Origin of the sequence: Nonomuraea sp. NPDC050786, from assembly GCF_040654115.1 — a bacterium.
Taxonomy (GTDB): domain Bacteria; phylum Actinomycetota; class Actinomycetes; order Streptosporangiales; family Streptosporangiaceae; genus Nonomuraea.
This window is the reverse complement of the sequence record NZ_JBFAHJ010000023.1, coordinates 32,595-47,503: the sequence shown is the minus strand read 5'-3', so window position 1 is coordinate 47,503 and position 14,909 is coordinate 32,595. Positions and strand designations below refer to the sequence as shown.

15 protein-coding genes are annotated in these 14,909 nt (G+C 72.0%); 6 read left to right on the top strand and 9 right to left on the bottom strand.

Going from position 1 to position 14,909, the window contains the following annotated elements; all coding sequences use genetic code 11:
* Window position 1: 1 nt before the first annotated feature.
* The gene (locus AB0H84_RS34115; protein WP_357613556.1) at window positions 2-3,976 is read right to left on the bottom strand and encodes a DUF4153 domain-containing protein; all 3,975 of its coding nucleotides are present in this window, start codon (window positions 3,974-3,976) and stop codon (window positions 2-4) included.
* Entirely contained in the window at window positions 3,973-4,656 is a 684-nt protein-coding gene (locus AB0H84_RS34110) for a response regulator transcription factor (RefSeq protein WP_357613553.1), read from the bottom strand. Before AB0H84_RS34110 ends, AB0H84_RS34115 begins: the two co-directional genes overlap by 4 nt.
* Before the next feature lie 73 nt (window positions 4,657-4,729).
* Between AB0H84_RS34110 and AB0H84_RS34105 the strand changes: the two genes are divergently transcribed.
* The 3 genes from AB0H84_RS34105 (at window position 4,730) to AB0H84_RS34095 (ending at window position 6,981) form a co-directional block, all read left to right on the top strand.
* Window positions 4,730-5,584 (top strand): arylamine N-acetyltransferase, encoded by an 855-nt coding sequence (locus AB0H84_RS34105; RefSeq protein ID WP_357613551.1) that lies wholly within the window; start codon window positions 4,730-4,732, stop codon window positions 5,582-5,584.
* A gap of 27 nt (window positions 5,585-5,611) precedes the next feature.
* Window positions 5,612-6,682, top strand: a complete 1,071-nt coding sequence (locus AB0H84_RS34100) for a protein kinase (protein WP_357613548.1) — start codon at window positions 5,612-5,614, stop codon at window positions 6,680-6,682.
* Between the two features lie 104 nt (window positions 6,683-6,786).
* On the top strand, window positions 6,787-6,981 hold the full coding sequence (locus AB0H84_RS34095) for a hypothetical protein (protein ID WP_344996267.1): 195 nt from the start codon (window positions 6,787-6,789) through the stop codon (window positions 6,979-6,981).
* Between the two features lie 39 nt (window positions 6,982-7,020).
* Here the strand turns inward: AB0H84_RS34095 and AB0H84_RS34090 are convergent, their stop codons facing one another.
* Window positions 7,021-7,338 carry a DUF3817 domain-containing protein gene (locus AB0H84_RS34090; protein ID WP_357613545.1) on the bottom strand — a complete coding sequence of 106 codons (318 nt, stop codon included), beginning with the start codon at window positions 7,336-7,338 and terminating at the stop codon, window positions 7,021-7,023.
* Between the two features lie 2 nt (window positions 7,339-7,340).
* The gene (locus AB0H84_RS34085) at window positions 7,341-8,123 is read right to left on the bottom strand and encodes an SURF1 family protein (protein WP_357613543.1); all 783 of its coding nucleotides are present in this window, start codon (window positions 8,121-8,123) and stop codon (window positions 7,341-7,343) included.
* Window positions 8,124-8,227: 104 nt separating this feature from the next.
* On the opposite strand from AB0H84_RS34085, the gene AB0H84_RS34080 reads away from it, so the two are divergent.
* Window positions 8,228-8,401 (top strand): hypothetical protein, encoded by a 174-nt coding sequence (locus tag AB0H84_RS34080; RefSeq protein ID WP_344996276.1) that lies wholly within the window; start codon window positions 8,228-8,230, stop codon window positions 8,399-8,401.
* A 142-nt stretch (window positions 8,402-8,543) separates the two neighbouring features.
* Complete coding sequence (locus tag AB0H84_RS34075; RefSeq protein ID WP_357613540.1) at window positions 8,544-9,992, top strand: NAD(P)/FAD-dependent oxidoreductase; 1,449 nt, start codon at window positions 8,544-8,546, stop codon at window positions 9,990-9,992.
* Here AB0H84_RS34075 and AB0H84_RS34070 read toward each other — a convergent pair.
* From AB0H84_RS34070 to AB0H84_RS34060, 3 genes are all read right to left on the bottom strand, one after another.
* Entirely contained in the window at window positions 9,986-10,741 is a 756-nt protein-coding gene (locus tag AB0H84_RS34070; protein WP_357613537.1) for a class I SAM-dependent methyltransferase, read from the bottom strand. The genes AB0H84_RS34075 and AB0H84_RS34070 overlap by 7 nt on opposite strands.
* Before the next feature lie 105 nt (window positions 10,742-10,846).
* Window positions 10,847-11,302 (bottom strand): Clp protease N-terminal domain-containing protein, encoded by a 456-nt coding sequence (locus AB0H84_RS34065; RefSeq protein WP_357613534.1) that lies wholly within the window; start codon window positions 11,300-11,302, stop codon window positions 10,847-10,849.
* 10 nt (window positions 11,303-11,312) lie between these two features.
* Window positions 11,313-11,468 (bottom strand): helix-turn-helix domain-containing protein, encoded by a 156-nt coding sequence (locus tag AB0H84_RS34060; RefSeq protein ID WP_091081925.1) that lies wholly within the window; start codon window positions 11,466-11,468, stop codon window positions 11,313-11,315.
* A 100-nt stretch (window positions 11,469-11,568) separates the two neighbouring features.
* Between AB0H84_RS34060 and AB0H84_RS34055 the strand changes: the two genes are divergently transcribed.
* Window positions 11,569-13,128 carry an FAD-dependent oxidoreductase gene (locus AB0H84_RS34055; RefSeq protein WP_357613531.1) on the top strand — a complete coding sequence of 520 codons (1,560 nt, stop codon included), beginning with the start codon at window positions 11,569-11,571 and terminating at the stop codon, window positions 13,126-13,128.
* Between the two features lies 1 nt (window position 13,129).
* Here AB0H84_RS34055 and AB0H84_RS34050 read toward each other — a convergent pair whose 3' ends face one another.
* Both AB0H84_RS34050 and AB0H84_RS34045 read right to left on the bottom strand, forming a co-directional pair.
* Window positions 13,130-13,777, bottom strand: a complete 648-nt coding sequence (locus AB0H84_RS34050; RefSeq protein ID WP_357613528.1) for a response regulator transcription factor — start codon at window positions 13,775-13,777, stop codon at window positions 13,130-13,132.
* Window positions 13,774-14,898 (bottom strand): sensor histidine kinase, encoded by a 1,125-nt coding sequence (locus AB0H84_RS34045; protein WP_357613525.1) that lies wholly within the window; start codon window positions 14,896-14,898, stop codon window positions 13,774-13,776. Before AB0H84_RS34045 ends, AB0H84_RS34050 begins: the two co-directional genes overlap by 4 nt.
* Window positions 14,899-14,909: the final 11 nt, after the last annotated feature.

Sequence of the window (14,909 nt, the reverse complement as noted above, 5' to 3'; positions counted from 1 at the left end):
TTCAATCAGAGCCGCGCGAGTACGCCGGGGAGCACTGCGCGGACTTGTCGATGGGCCGGGCGGCCAGCACCTCGCGGGCGCGGGCCCGGTCCAGGTTCCAGCCGTTCCAGGGGTCGGGACGGTTCAACCCGTTGGCCGCGACCACGTCGGCGAGCACGCAGCTGCGCTGCGGCTCGGGCAGCCGGTCCAGGGCCGGCACCGCCTCCGCGCCGAGGTCGCCCAGGTAGTCGGAGTCCATCTTGGTGACGCCGCGCACCTCGACCTGCGTGCGGGCGACCTGGAGGTCGGGGTTCACGAGGGCGAACGCGCCCAGGCTCAGCCCGGTGACCAGCACGACCGTACGCGGGAGCCAGCCGGACCCGCGGCCCAGGAGCCGGGCCGCACCGGCCAGCAGCACCAGCGCGAACAGCGCGCCCAGCCACCACACCGTGGCCTGCACGGACAGCCGCAACCTGGACAGGCCGTAGGCGTCGGTGTAGAGGTTCATGCGGTGCAGGGCCGAGGCCAGCACCACCATGGTCAGCCCGCACAGCACGCCGAGCAGCAGCGCCAGCAGCAGGCGCTCGCGCCGCTCGACCTTGAGCAGCCCGCCGGCGACCGCCACGATGCCCAGCACGAACACGCTGACCACCACGAGCTGGAAGAATCCCTGCCTGGCGTATTCGGCGTAGGTCAGCCCGGCCGTCTTCAGCACCCAGGCGTTGCCGCCGAAGAGCGCGGTGATCTGGACCGCCACGAAAAGGGCGAACAGCAGATTCACCGCCGTGAGCGGAACCATCCAGAGACTCCTGCTCACCCTGAACTTCGTGTCCGGCCCCACCGGGTCGATCACCGGTCTGAGCGCGACCAGCACCACGGCGGCCAGCAGCACGGCGAACAGTACGAACAGGAAGATCCGCAGCGGCGCCGAGTCCGCCCAGTCCGGCGCGGTGGTCAGCCGCTCCACGAAGGAGGCGAACACCGCGTCCGCCGACGCGAACAGCAGCCCGAACACCAGGAGCAGCACTGCGGTGATGCCCAGCGTGGCCAGCGCCGGCATGACGCGCCGCTTGGGCGACATCCGCTTGAACGGCTCCGCCAGGAACCACGCCACCGGGCCAAGAGCGGCGAGCAGCACGGACACCCCGCCCCTGATCACGCCCAGCCATCCGGCTCCCGCTCCCGACACGGCCAGCGCGCCCAGCCCGGCCCCTGCCACGAGCAGGATCGCGACCAGCCAGTCGGCGTCGCGCACCGCAGCCATGGAGATCAGGAAGTACGCCGTCACCCCGAAGGCCACCGTCCACGGCGTCATCCGCCGCATCACGGCAGGCAGCGCCGCCGCCCCCAGCACCATGGAGACCAGCACGATCCCCAGCCCGACCTGCGCGTCCGGCAGCGCCACCGCCGCGAACACCCCCGCCCCGGCCGCCGCGGGCAGCAGCCAGCGGGGCGGCTCGGGCAGTTGGGGCCTGGGGAAGAGCGGCGGCGGCACGTACGGTGGCGGCCCCACCTGCTGCCGGTACGGGCCGTGCGCCGCGTGCGCCGCCTGACCGTGCACCGCGTGCGCCGCCTGACCGTGCGCCGAGCCACCGGCCTGACCATACGCCGCACTGCCGGCCTGACCGTGCGCCGAGCCACCGGCCTGACCATACGCCGCACTGCCGGCCTGACCGTGCGCCGAGCCACCGGCCTGACCATACGCCGCACTGCCGGCCTGACCGTGCGCCGAGCCACCGGCCTGCGCCTGCCCCGAAGGGCCGCCCTGAGCATGTGCCACGGGACCTCCCTGAGCATGTGCCACGGGACCTCCCACCTGCTGCGCCGAGAGACCGGCGCCGTGTGCCTGCGCCTGCCCTGAAGGACCGCTCTGGGCCGCTGGACCGCCCGCCCCTTGAGTCGGCGGCGGGTAACCCGTGGCCTGGGCCATCGATTGATATGCCGCGACCTGCGCCGCCTGGTAGGCGGCAGCGGCGGCGCGGCGTCCCGAACCGGCGCCCAGCGCCGCGCCGACCGCGCCCATGAACGCGATGCACAGGATGAACGTGACCAGCGCCAGCCCGTCGCCGACCGTCACGCTGACGAGCACGGCGGCGAACAGACCGACCAGGAACCCGATCAGCAGGCCGATGATGCCGCCACCGATCATCCTGGCAAACCCGCCACCCGTAGGCGGCGGCCCCACGACGCCACCCCCACCCGCACCTCCGCCGGGCGCGAGTGCTGGAGCCACGGCACCACCCCTCAACGCGGCACCCGCCGCGTCGCCGGCGAGCGCGGGTTCCACCATGACACCGCCGCCCGACACCACACCCGCGCCACTGCCGCCGCCCGACACGACACCTGCGCCGCCACCGCCCGACACGACACCAACCTCGTCGGTGCCGCCCGACACGACACGTGCGCCGCCACCGCTCGACGCGACGCCTGCACCGTTACCACTCGACGCGACACTCGCGCCGCCACCGCCCGACACGACACCCGCGCCGCCACCGCTGGACGCGACGCCCACCGCGTCGGTGCCGGGCGCGCTCGCCGTCGCCAAAGCCGCGAGCGCCGCAAGCCCGGCAGTCGCGTCAGCGCCTGCCGCTCGACCCGATGCCACGCCCTCGCTCTCGGACACGGAAGCGCCGCCGGACGTGAGGCCGACCGCCGGGACGCCGACGGGCGCGCTGCCACCGGCCGCGGCGCCGAGCCCAGCAGCGACCTCGTCGCCCGCCGCCAAGCCGGCCTCGCCGGCCCCCGTGCCTGCCGCCAAGCCGGCCCCGCCTGCCCCTGTGCCTGCTGCCAAGCCGGCCCCCGTGCCTGCCGCCAAGCCGGCCTCGCCGGCCCCCGTGTCCGCCGCCGCATCGGCCGGGAGATGACCCACGGCCGGGACCGCCCCGATCGGCGTGCCCTCCTTTGGCGGTGCCGCGTCCGCCGCCGCAACCAGGGACGCAGCCGGAGCCGCGGACGGCAGCCGGTCGTCCCCCGTCCCCCGCTCACCCTCTAACGGCACGTCCGCCATCGTCGTCCTCCCTGGTAAGTCGACGACCATGCGGCACCCCGCACCCTCGTCGATCCGAATGGAACCCCCGTGCAGCTCGACGATCTCCTTCACGATGGCCAGCCCCAACCCGGCACCACCGGAGTCCGCCGCCCGGCCCGTGTCCAGCCGGGAGAAGCGCTCGAACACGCGCGCCCGGGCCGAGAGCGGGATCCCCGGCCCCCGGTCGGCGACCGTCAGCCGGACCCCGTCCCCTTCAGGGAGGGCGCTCACGGTGACCACCCCGTCCGGCGGGCTGTGCCGTACCGCGTTGTCGAGGAGGTTGGCCAGGACCTGGGCGAGCAGGTCGGGGTCGGCGCGCACCACCAGGTCGGCGGGTGCCGACGGCCGGATCGCGACGTCCTCGCGGGCCAGCGACGCCTCGCGGACCGCCTGCTCGAGAAGTGGCGCCAGCTCGATCGGCTCCGGCTCGATCAGCCGCACGCCGGAGTCGAGCCGCGACAGGTCCAGCAGCTGGGCCACGAGGCGGCCGAGGCGCTCGGTCTGGGAGAGGGCGGTCCGCATGGTGACGGGGTCGGGGGCGGAGACGCCGTCCACGACGTTCTCCAGGACCGCGCGCAGGCCCGTGATGGGGGTGCGGAGCTCGTGGCTGACGTTCGCGATGAGCTCGCGCCGCTGCCGGTCCACCTCGCCGAGGTCGGCCGCCATCGCGTTGAACGCCCTGGCCAGCTCACCGACCTCGTCGCGGGACGTGGCGGTCACGCGGAGCCCGTACCGGCCCTTGGCGATCGTCTGGGCGGCGCTGGCCATCTGGCGCAGCGGCTTGGTCATCCCCATGGCCAGGAGCTGCACCATGATCAGCGCCAGGACCACGGCGACCGCGATGCGTACCTCGCGGGAGAGGCCGGAGTTGAGGCCCACCTCGTTCACCACGAACGCGGTCCCCACGGCCAGCACGATCACGATGCCGAGCTTGACCTTGATCCGGCCGAGGAAGTCGAGCGGCCTCATCGGCGGACCAGCGCGTAACCGACGCCGTGCACCGTACGCACCACGTCGGAGCCCAGCTTGCGGCGCAGCGCCCGTACGTGGCTGTCCACGGTCCTGGTCGCCGCGGCCTCCGAGAAGCCCCACACGTCCGACAACAGCCGGTCCCGCTCGAAGACCTGCCCGGGCCGCTCGGCCAGCCGGCGCAGCAGGTCGAACTCGGTCCTGGTGAGCTGCGCCTCCGCACCCCCCACGAACACCCGGCGGGCCGCGGTGTCGATCTCCACCTCGCCCACCCTGATCACCGTGTCCTCGGCCGCGAGCTGGGCCGCCCGCTCGACCCTGCGCAGCAGCGCGTGGATCCTGGCCACCAGTTCGCGCATGCTGAACGGCTTGGCCAGGTAGTCATCGGCCCCTACCCCGAGCCCGACCAGCACGTCGGTCTCCTCGCCGAGCGCCGTCAGCATGAGCACGGGCACCGGCCTGGCCGCCTGCATCCGCCGGCACACCTCCAGCCCGTCGAGCCCCGGCAGCAGCCGGTCGAGGATCACCAGGTCGGGCTCCGCCCTGCCGTACTGGATCAGGGCGTCCTGCCCGTCGCCGGCCACCCTGACGTCGAAGCCCTCGGCGGCCAGCCGGTTCCGTACGGCCAGCGCGATCGTCACATCGTCCTCGACCACGAGGATGCGTCGCTGCTCTGCCACGTTACGAAAGCCTAGAAGCGCCCTGTGCAGACGACACTCCTAAATCTGTGCACAAACAGTGCAGACTTGCCTCGTGAACACCGCCGGATACCTCAGCCGCCTCGGCCTGCCTCACCTGATCAACGCCCCCACCAGCGCGGACAACCTGCGAGCCCTCCACATCGCGCACATCGAGAAGGTCTCGTACGAGGCGTTGGAGATCTGGCTCGGCCGCACCACCACCGTCGATCCCGTCGAGTCGGCGGAGCGCATCATCCGCGGGCGCGGCGGATACTGCTACCACCTCAACGGCGCGTTCTCGGAGCTGCTCAGGGCGCTGGGGTACGACGTGACCAGGCACGTCGGCGGCATCCAGGGCCGCGGCGGCGAGCCCGGCATCACCGCCAACCACCTGGTGCTCACCGTGCGCGGCCTGCCGTCGGAGGACAATCCCGGCGGCGAGTGGCTGGCCGACGTCGGGCTCGGCGACGGGCTCCACGCGCCGCTCCCGCTGATCGCGGGCACGTACCGGCAGGGTCCGTTCGAGTTCGTCCTCCGCCCGTCGGAGGTCGCGGCGGGCGGCTGGCGGTTCGAGCATGATCCGGCTGGTTCGTTCCAGGGCATGGACTTCGATCCGGCTCCCACGGACATGTCGGCGTTCGTGGAGATGCACCGGCAGCTGACCACGTCGCCGACGTCCGGCTTCGTACGCACGGCCGCGATCCTGCGACGTGACGCGTACGGCGCGGACATCCTGCGCGGGCTGGTGCTGAGCCGGCTCGGCGGCAGCGTCCACCCGGTCACCCTGGACAGCGCGCCGGACTACTACGCGGCGCTGGCGGACATCTTCCTGCTGCCGCTCGACGACGTGAGCCCCGAGGACAAGGAGAAGCTCTGGCGCAAGGTGAACGACGCGCATGAGGCCTGGCTGGCCGGTGACCCATCGTGACGAACGTGCGCTATGGTGCACCTCGACATGGGTGAGACCAGGAAGTTAGCCGGTCGCTACCGGCTGCTGAACCCCCTGGGCACGGGCTCCGTCCGCCTGGCCTTCGACGAGTCGGAGCACCGTGACGTGGCGGTCCGCGAGCTGCGGGTCCCCGCCGAGCTGCGCGACGTCGCGCTGCAGGAGGCGCGCAGGGCGTCCGGCCTGCGGCACGCCTCGATCGTGCGGGTGCTGGACGTGGTGGTCGAGGAGCGCACGCCCTGGCTGGTCATGGAGTTCGTGTCAGGGGCGTCGCTGGAGCACACCGTACGCTCGCGCCGCCCGCTGCCGGTGGCGCAGGCGGCCCGGGTGGGGGTCTGCCTCCTCGCGGCGCTGACGGTCGCGCACGAGGCCGGGATCGTCCACGGGCGCGTCGAGCCGGGCAACGTCCTGCTCGCCCCGACCGGTCGCGCGGTGCTGACCGGCTTCGGCTTCCCCAGCCTCAGCATGCTGCCCTCCGCCGACCTGTGGTCCCTGGCCGCCACGCTGCACTTCGCGGTGGAGGGCCGCCCGCCGGGACAGGTGCCCGCGGAGGGCGCGGACCCGCTCAGGTCGCTGGTCAGGGCCATGCTCCACCCGTCGGGGCCGCCGCCGCTCGACGTGATACGCGAGACCCTGCAGCTCGTGGCCGTGGACCGCCCGCTGGACGCGATCGTCGAGACGGGCGGCCCGCTGCCGGTCCCCGAGGTGGCCGCGATCGGGCTCTCCCTGATCGACCAGCTCCAGGCCGCGGAGACGTTCCACGGCGGGGTGCAGCCGGGCAACGTCCTCGTCGACGCCCAGGGCCGGGCGCGGCTGATCCCGCTGCTGAAGTCCGGGACCCTGCCGGCCTACACGGCCCCGGAGGCCGCCCCCACCATGGCCGCCGACCTCTGGTCACTGGGCGCCACGCTCTTCGCCGCCGTCGAGGGCGTGCCGCCCGCGCCGGGCGCGCCGCTGGCCAGGGCCGGTGCGCTCGCTCCCGTCCTGATCCGCCTGCTGTCCGGCGATCCGTTGGAACGTCCCACTCCGGACGAGCTCCGCCGCGACCTGGAGTCCGTACGGCAGCCGCGTAAAGATTGAGATACATCGCGAGCGGAACCAAGACGGTGGGTTCACTCGTTGGTCAGGCGACGCAGAATGTGGGAGAGGCGGGGCGTGCGCTCCGTGTTCGGAGGAAGTTGAGTATGTCGCCAGTCCAGAAGTACGCCATTGGCGCAGGCGCCGCGGTCCTGCTCTCGCTGATCTTCTTCGGGGCCGGATGGGTCACCCTGCTGGTCATCCTCGGCGTGGTCGCCGCCCCGGTGGTCGGCTACCTGATGCTCGACCCGTCGCAGCGCGAGCGGCTCAAGAGGGCCCGCAGGCGCGGCATCGGCCGCTGAGCCCCCGGCGGCGGGGGCCTCGCCGGGCCCCCGCCGCGCTCAGGCCTCCGCGGTCGCCGCCGCCTGCGCTCCCAGCACGCGCTGGGTCACCTTGCGCTCGACATAGAACGACAGGAACGGCACCGTGCCCCCGACCATGACGCCGAGCATGTACGGCCACGTCCAGCGCGCCTTCATGCCCAGGTTCATGACCGTGACCAGGTAGATCATGTAGAGCCCGCCGTGGATGGGGGCGACGACCTTCGACATCGCCGGGTTGTCGAAGCCGTACCGGATCACCATGGCCACGCAGAGCACGAGCAGCATGACGCCCACCACGTACGCGAGCACCCGGAAGGGCTTCAGAGCCGATTCCACGATTAACCTTCCAGAGCCATCTCAGGGGACTTTGCACGGTCCCGATCGTTTCGTACGGCGTCGCGTACGAAGTGGAACCACATGAACACGGCGAACCCGGCGAAGATCCACCAGTTGGCGGCATACGCCAGGTTACGCCAGGTCAGCGTGCCACCCACCACCGGCGGCTGCACCTTGACCTGCGTCAACGAGCCCGACGGCGGCTGCGCCACGACATAGCCGGTCCGCACCCTTTGACCGCTCCACAGGTTGACCAGCTCACCCGTGGACACCGTCTGCACCTGGCCGGCAGGCAGCCCTTCCGCGCGCCGCTGCACGCTGTCGGTGCCCTGCTGCGGCCGCAGCCGTCCGGGCACCGCGACCTTGCCCTGCGGCACCGCGGCGACCGCCGGATCGTCGGCCTTGGCCGTCCAGCCCCGTACGACCGGCATGAGCGTGCCGTCGTCGAGCCTGAGCGGCGTGAGCACCCAGTAGCCGCGGTCACGCGAGACGTTGCCGCCGGGAGCGTCGACGTCGGCCGGCCGGTCGGCGACCAGGAGCTGGCGATCCGGCTCGTAGACGCCCTCCGCCGTGACCCTGCGGCCCACGACCTCACCGCTCAGCTGCGGACCCACCGGGGCGAGCGTGCCGACCGCGACGGGGCCCGGATCCGTGGCGGCGTGCGGCTTGCCGGAGTCCTGGAAAACGCCGAGCTGCCAGCGCCCGAGCAGGATGAACGCGACCAGGACCACTGCCGTGAGCAGGTGCAACACCATGACACGGGGCGAGAGCAGGGTCCTGAGCATGCCTTAAAGCTATCCGCCGGGTGGGGTGGTCCCCTAATCAGCCTGCCGTATTGATCCCGCCAAACGCCGCAAACGGAACAGGCTCTCACGCTAGGCTGCTGGCCATGTCTGACCAGCATATCGACCCGGCGGGCAACACCCAGCAGTTCAAGGCTTTCGCGCAGCGCCGCGAGCAGGAAGCCGCCGTCCCGCCCAAGAAGTCGCCCCTCGTGCCCATCATCGCGGTCGTGGCCGTGATCGTGATCCTCGGCGTCGCCGCCTTCCTCCTGCTGAAGTAGCCCATAGACCGGATCGACCCGCCGCGGGGGCCGTGGCGGGTTCTTGTCGTTCCGTCACCGTGGGACCCACTATGGACCTCATGGGGAAGCGCTCATTATATTGGATTGAGCGTCCAATAAGCGTGCGCCCCCGGGAGGTCCAATGCCAGGGTTGGCGATCATCGGGTCCGGGTTCGCCGGGATCGGCATGGCCATCAAGCTCAAGGAAGCGGGCTTCCACGACTTCGTCATCCTGGAGAAGGCCGCGGAGCTCGGCGGCACCTGGCGCGACAACACCTATCCCGGCTGCGCGTGCGACGTGCCCTCGCACATGTACTCCTACTCGTACGAGCTGAATCCCGACTGGTCGCGGATGTTCGCCCCGCAGGAGGAGATCTGGGAGTACATGCGCTCGTGCGCGGACAAGTACGGCGTGACCCCGCACATCCGGTACGGCAAGCGCGTCGTCGCCCTCGAATACGACGACGCCCGGCGGGACTGGACGGTCACCACGGACGACGGGGAGATGTTCCGCACGAACGCCGTGGTCTCCGCCATCGGCGCCCTACACATCCCGAAATTCCCCGAAATTTCGGGACGCGAGTCTTTCGCCGGACCCGCCGTCCACTCCGCCGAATGGGACCACTCGATCGACCTGGCCGGCAAGCGCGTCGCCGTCATCGGCACCGGCGCCTCGGCCGTCCAGTTCGTCCCCCAGATCGCCCCCGTCGCGGGCCGCCTGACGGTCTTCCAGCGCACGCCCCCGTGGCTCCACCCCAAGCCGGACTTCGCCTTCTCGCCGGGCGTACGCCGGCTCCTGCGCGCGCCCGGCCTGGCCAGGGCGATGCGCGGCGCCATCTACTGGGCCCTGGAGTCGAGGGCGCTCGGCTTCGCCGTCGATCCGCGCCTCATGAAGGCCCACGAGAAACTGGCCCGCAGGCACCTCGAAGCCCAGGTCCCCGACCCCGCCCTGCGCCGCCGGCTCACCCCCGACTACCTGATCGGCTGCAAGCGCATCCTCATCTCCAGCGACTACTACCCGGCCTTGACCAGGGAGAATGTCGAGCTGGTGACGGATGAGATCACCGAGATCAGGCCGCACTCGATCGTGGACGCCGCCGGCGCCGAGCACGAGGTCGACGTGATCGTCTACGGCACCGGGTTCAAGGTCGTGGAGGCGATCCAGGACCAGCACATCGTCGGCCGGGGCGGGCTGAAGCTGCAGGACGCCTGGCAGGACGGCATCGAGACCTACTACGGCATCACCACGGCGGGCTTCCCCAACCTGTTCTTCCTGCTCGGCCCCAACACGGGCCTCGGGCACAACTCGGTCGTGTTCATGATCGAGTCGCAGGTCCGCTACGTCATCGACTGCCTGCGCCTGCTCTCCAGGACCCGGGCCAGGGCCGTCGAGGTCAGGCCGGAGGTGCAGCGGGCGTTCGGCCGCCGCCTGCGCGAACGGCTCGACCCTCTCGTCTGGAACGCCGGGGGCTGCACCTCCTGGTATCTGGACGAGCACGGAGTGAACCGGACGATCTGGCCGGGCTTCACCTTCGAGTACTGGGCGCGTACCCGGAGGGTGAAGCCGGAGGCGTACGAGCTGATCTACTGAGCGGGCCGCCTCGCCTCGATGAGGAAGCGCGAGGAGTGGGCCACGAACGGCCCCTCCGCCTCGATCTGCTCGTGCAGCTCCCGCAGCCTGTCCGCGTGGCGCTCGACCGAGAACCCCGGCACGATCCAGATCACCTTCCGCAGGAAGTAGATCACCGCCCCGATGTCGTGGAACTCCATCCGCAGCCGCTCGAACCGCAGGTCCACGACCTCCAGCCCGGCCGACTCCGCCTCCGCCCTGGCCCTCTCGGGGTCTCGTGACGAGCCGTCGTGCGGCCCGATGAAGTAGTCGGTGAGCTCCGCGACGCTCCACGGACCCACCTGCTGCGAGAAGTAGGCCCCGCCGGGCCGCAGCACGCGGGCGATCTCCTCCCACCACGTCCGCACCGGATGACGGCTGGTGACCAGGTCGAAGACGCCGCTCCTGAACGGCAGGCGCGGCTCGTCGTCGTCCTCCACCACCCAGGCGCCGCGCGGCCGCAGCCGGGACGCGGCCAGCGCGAGGTTGGGCGGCCACGACTCGGTCGCCACGGTCACCGGCGGCAGCCTGGGCACGCCGGCCAGGATCTCACCGCCGCCGGTCTGGAGGTCGAGCGCGGCCTCGACCCCGGCCATCCGCTCGCCGAGCAGCCTGGCGTAGCCCCAGGAGGGCCGCTCCTCGCTGGCCCGGCCGTCGAGCCAGGAGAAGTCCCAGCCGTCCACGGAGACCGTGGCGGCCTCCTGAACGAGGTCGTCATAGGTGCGGCGCATGCTTCGACCTTGTCAGCGGTTCAGCCGGGCATTCAATCGAATTTCCGCCCCGGCCGCCGCGCCTACGCACCGCAGCGGGGCCTGTCGGGCCGGCAGGTGCAAGCGTCAGGTCACCCGGCTGCGCGCCGCGGTGCGGTCGATGCCGAGTTGGTCGATCAGCTGCGCCACCGGGTCGGGCCGGACCTGCGCGAGCAAGGTCAGCACCAGCTGCCGCGGCCCCTCGACCGCCCTGGTCTTCATCGTCGTGCCCTTGATCGCCTGGTTGATGACCGCCCGGGCGCTCGACGTGAGCCCCGTGCTGGGGACCGGCGGGTGCTTGCGCGGCGTCCGCGGCATGTCGCCGACCTCCAGGCCGAGCATGCGCAGCGCCGCCCGGTCGAGCTCCTCGAGCCCGGCCCGCGCGCCCGCCACGTCCACGCCGAGCGCCCGGGCGAGGTCGGCGTCGTGCAGGGCGCCGAGCAGCAGGTGCTCGGTGCCCACCCGGCGGTCGCCCCGCTGCCTGGCCTCCTCGAACGCGCTCTTGACGATCACCCCGAACTTGCTCTTCTCGAAGCCGAACATCGCGAAAACCTCACTTCCCGTATTTGGCGTGCACCGACTGCCGTGACATGCCGAGCGCGTCGCCGATCTGCTCCCAGGTCCAGCCCTGCTCCCTGGCCAGCGCCACCGACACCGCCTCGACCTGCTCGGCCAGCCGGTGCAGCGCGCCCACCGCCCGCAGCCCCATGGCCGGATCGTTCGACCTGATCCGCTCGGAGAGCTCTGTAACGTCCACGCTTGTCAGGCTAGATTGACAGCCGTGGAGTTGTCAATCTAGCCTGACAGACATGGAAGATGTGCTGATCGTGGGGGCCGGGCCCGTGGGACTCATGCTCGCGTGCGAGCTGAGCCTTGCCGGCGCCCGCCCGATCGTGCTGGAGAAGAGACCGGAGCCGAGCGAGCTGCCCAGGGCCAACGGCCTGGGCGGGCAGATCATCGAGCTCCTCGACCACCGGGGCCTGCTGGAGCGCTTCAGCGCGGGCAGCCCGTTCGCGGGCCGGGCGCCCGGATTCCCGTTCGGCTCGGTGCCGCTGCGCTTCGCGGGCATCGATGACGTGCCGTTACAGCTGCTGATGATCCAGCAGCCGCGCCTGGAGAGGCTGCTCGCGGAGCGTGCGGTGGAGCTCGGAGCCGAGATCAGGAGAGGCTGCCAGGTGCTCTCGCTCGCCCAGAACGGCGAGGGCGTGACGCTCGACCTCGTGGACAGGCCCCATGGGAGCGGGCGTCGCGTCCGGGCCCGCTACGTGGTCGGCTGCGACGGCGGGCGCAGCCTGGTACGGAAGCTGGCCGGGATCGGCTTCCCCGGCACGACCGACCCTGAGGTGATGCGGCTCGGGCACTTCGCCGCCGACGCGAGCGTGTTCGAGTCACCGCAGCTGCACGGCCTCGAGCCGGGCTGGAACCGCACCCCGCACGGCCGCCTGCTGCTCACCTCGCTCCAGCACGGCGTACTGATCGCCGGTGTGCGCGAGAAGGGCGAGCCGCCCGACGGACCCGTGACGCCCGAGGACTTCGGCGCGGCCGTGCGGCGGGTGCTCGGGCGGGACCTGCCGCTGGGCGAGCCGGTCTGGCTGTCGAGCACGGTCTCCCAGGCCAGGCTGGCCGAACGGTACCGGACGGGGAGGGTGTTCCTGGCCGGGGACGCCGCGCATCTGTTCCCGGCGGGAGGGTCGGCGCTCAACGTGGGCATGACGGACGCGGCCAACCTGGGCTGGAAGCTGGCCGCCGCCCTCAACGGGCGGGCGCCCGATGGGCTGCTGGACACGTACGAATCCGAGCGCCGGCCGGTGGCCGAGCGGGCCCTCATGCAGACCCGCGCGCAGGCGGCGCTCGACCGGCTGGAGGGCGAGGACGGCGCGGCGCTGCGGGAACTGCTCACCGAGGTGTTCGCCTTCGAGCAGCCGCTGCGCCACCTCGCCGGTCTGCTGCACGACTCGGGCGTCCGGTACGCTCCCGCCCCCAACACCGGCTCAGAGGCCGACCCGCGCACCGGCTCAGAGGCCGACCCGCGCACCGGCTCGGAGCCCGGCCTGCACACCGGCTCCGGCTCGGGCCGGGGATCCGGGGCAGAAGCCGTGCACCCGCTGGTGGGCCGGTTCGCTCCCGACCTGGCGCTGGCCGACGGGCGGCGGCTGGCCGAGCTGATGCGCGCGGCCAGGCCCGTGCTGCTCGACCTCGGCTGCGGAGTGGTGCTCGACGACGACTGGATCGAGGTGGTCAGGGCCCGCGCCGACGACCCGCCCGCCGACGCGCTGCTGATCCGCCCCGACGGCTACGTCGCCTGGGCGGGCGCGGACGGGCTCGCGGAAGCGGCCGGGCAATGGTTCGGGGTCCCCGCGAGCGGGTGATTCAGAGCCAGCCGGGTTTCACCAGACCCGACTCGTACGCGATGACCACGAGCTGGGCGCGGTCGCGGGCGTGCAGCTTCATCATGGTCCGGCTCACGTGCGTCTTCGCGGTCGCCGGCGACATGAACAGCTTGGCCGCGATCTCGTCGTTCGTCATGCCGGTCCCGACCAGGGCGAGCACCTCGCGTTCGCGCTCGGTGAGCTGGTCGAGCCCGGCGGAGGCGACCGGCTCCTTGGCGCGTGAGGCGTACTCGGCGATCAGGCGGCGCGTCACGCTCGGCGACAGCAGCGCCTCCCCGGCCGCGACCACCCGGACGGCCTGGATCAGCTCGGCCGGCTCGGTGTCCTTGACCAGGAAGCCGCTGGCGCCGCCGCGCAGCGCCTCGAAGACGTACTCGTCCAGCTCGAACGTCGTCAGGATGATGATGTGCGGCCCCGGCGGCATCTGGCGGGTGGCGGTCAGGCCGTCGGTGCCCGGCATGCGAATGTCCATGAGCACCACGTCCGGCTGGTGCTCGCCCGCCAGCCGGACCGCCTCGGCGCCGTCGGACGCCTCGGCCACCACGGTCATGTCCGGCTGGGCATCCAGCAGCGCCTTGAAGCCGGCGCGGACCAGCGCCTGGTCGTCTGCCAGCAGCACCTTGATCATGAAGTCTCCTCGGGTAGTGGCAGCCTGGCCTCGACCTGGAAGCCGGCGCCCCCGCTGGTGGACAGGGGGCCCGCGACCAGCGTGCCGCCCAGCGCGGAGGCCCGCTCGCGCATGCCGGGGATGCCGTTGCCACTGCCCTCCTCGGACAGCACGGGCGTGGTGGTCGCGCCGGTGTCGGCGACGTGGATGGCCAGCTCGCGCTCGCCGTACTCCAGCCGCACGTTCACCGACGAGCCGGGGGCGTGCCGGGCGGCGTTGGTGAGGGCCTCCTGCACGATCCGGTACGCGGCCCGCTCCACCGCGGGCGGCAGCGGGCGCGAGCCGACCCGCTTGAGCGTCACATCCATGCCGGAGCGCTCGACCAGGTCGTCGAGGCGGTCGAGCCCGGCCGTGGGGGAACGGGGCGCGCCTTCGCGCAGGACGTTCAGGACCGAGCGCAACTCACCCAGAACCTCCTTGGACGCCGTCTTGATGGCGGACAGAGCGGTCCTGGCCTGTTCGGGGTTGTCGTCGATGAGGTGGAGGGCGGTGGACGCCTGGACGTGGATGAGCGAGATGTTGTGCGCGAGCACGTCGTGCAGTTCCTGCGCCATGGTCAGGCGCTCCTCGCTGGCCTGCCGCCTGGCCTCCTCCTCGGCGATGCGCTCGCGCTCGGCCCGGCGCTCCCTGACGATCCTGACCAGCTCGGCCACGACCATGAAGAGCATGATGAACGTCAGGATCCACACGCTGTGGAAGAGGTCGCGGTTGCCGATCAGCCAGGCGTAGGTGATGAACGACAGCACCGTCATCCCCGCCATGACCCAGGCCATCAGCCGCTTGCCCCGCGTGACCAGCAGGAAGAGCAGGACCCCCGGGCTGATGAAGCTGGGGCCGTAGGGGAAGCCGGCGGCCAGGAAGAGGTCGCAGGCGCCGAGCGCGGCGGCGGCGGTGAGCAGCGGGAAGCGGCGGTGCAGCAGGATCGCCAGCGGCCCGACCAGCAGCAGCGCGAAGGCGTACGGGTGGCCGACGATCGGCACCCGCTCCTCCCGCTGCCCCCAGGACGCGCCCATGCCGACGACGAACTGGGCGGCAGCCACGATGAGGGCCAGATAGGGGTCGAAGCCGTACTTCCTACGCACAGCCCTACGCT

Coding starts and splice junctions, on each gene's coding strand:
- AB0H84_RS34115 (WP_357613556.1), bottom strand. CDS start 3,976: ATGAGGCCGCTCGACTTCCTCGGCCGGATCAAGGTCAAGCTCGGCATC.
- AB0H84_RS34100 (WP_357613548.1), top strand. CDS start 5,612: ATGGGTGAGACCAGGAAGTTAGCCGGTCGCTACCGGCTGCTGAACCCC.
- AB0H84_RS34095 (WP_344996267.1), top strand. CDS start 6,787: ATGTCGCCAGTCCAGAAGTACGCCATTGGCGCAGGCGCCGCGGTCCTG.
- AB0H84_RS34085 (WP_357613543.1), bottom strand. CDS start 8,123: ATGCTCAGGACCCTGCTCTCGCCCCGTGTCATGGTGTTGCACCTGCTC.
- AB0H84_RS34080 (WP_344996276.1), top strand. CDS start 8,228: ATGTCTGACCAGCATATCGACCCGGCGGGCAACACCCAGCAGTTCAAG.
- AB0H84_RS34075 (WP_357613540.1), top strand. CDS start 8,544: ATGCCAGGGTTGGCGATCATCGGGTCCGGGTTCGCCGGGATCGGCATG.
- AB0H84_RS34070 (WP_357613537.1), bottom strand. CDS start 10,741: ATGCGCCGCACCTATGACGACCTCGTTCAGGAGGCCGCCACGGTCTCC.
- AB0H84_RS34065 (WP_357613534.1), bottom strand. CDS start 11,302: ATGTTCGGCTTCGAGAAGAGCAAGTTCGGGGTGATCGTCAAGAGCGCG.
- AB0H84_RS34060 (WP_091081925.1), bottom strand. CDS start 11,468: ATGGGGCTGCGGGCGGTGGGCGCGCTGCACCGGCTGGCCGAGCAGGTC.
- AB0H84_RS34055 (WP_357613531.1), top strand. CDS start 11,569: ATGGAAGATGTGCTGATCGTGGGGGCCGGGCCCGTGGGACTCATGCTC.
- AB0H84_RS34050 (WP_357613528.1), bottom strand. CDS start 13,777: ATGATCAAGGTGCTGCTGGCAGACGACCAGGCGCTGGTCCGCGCCGGC.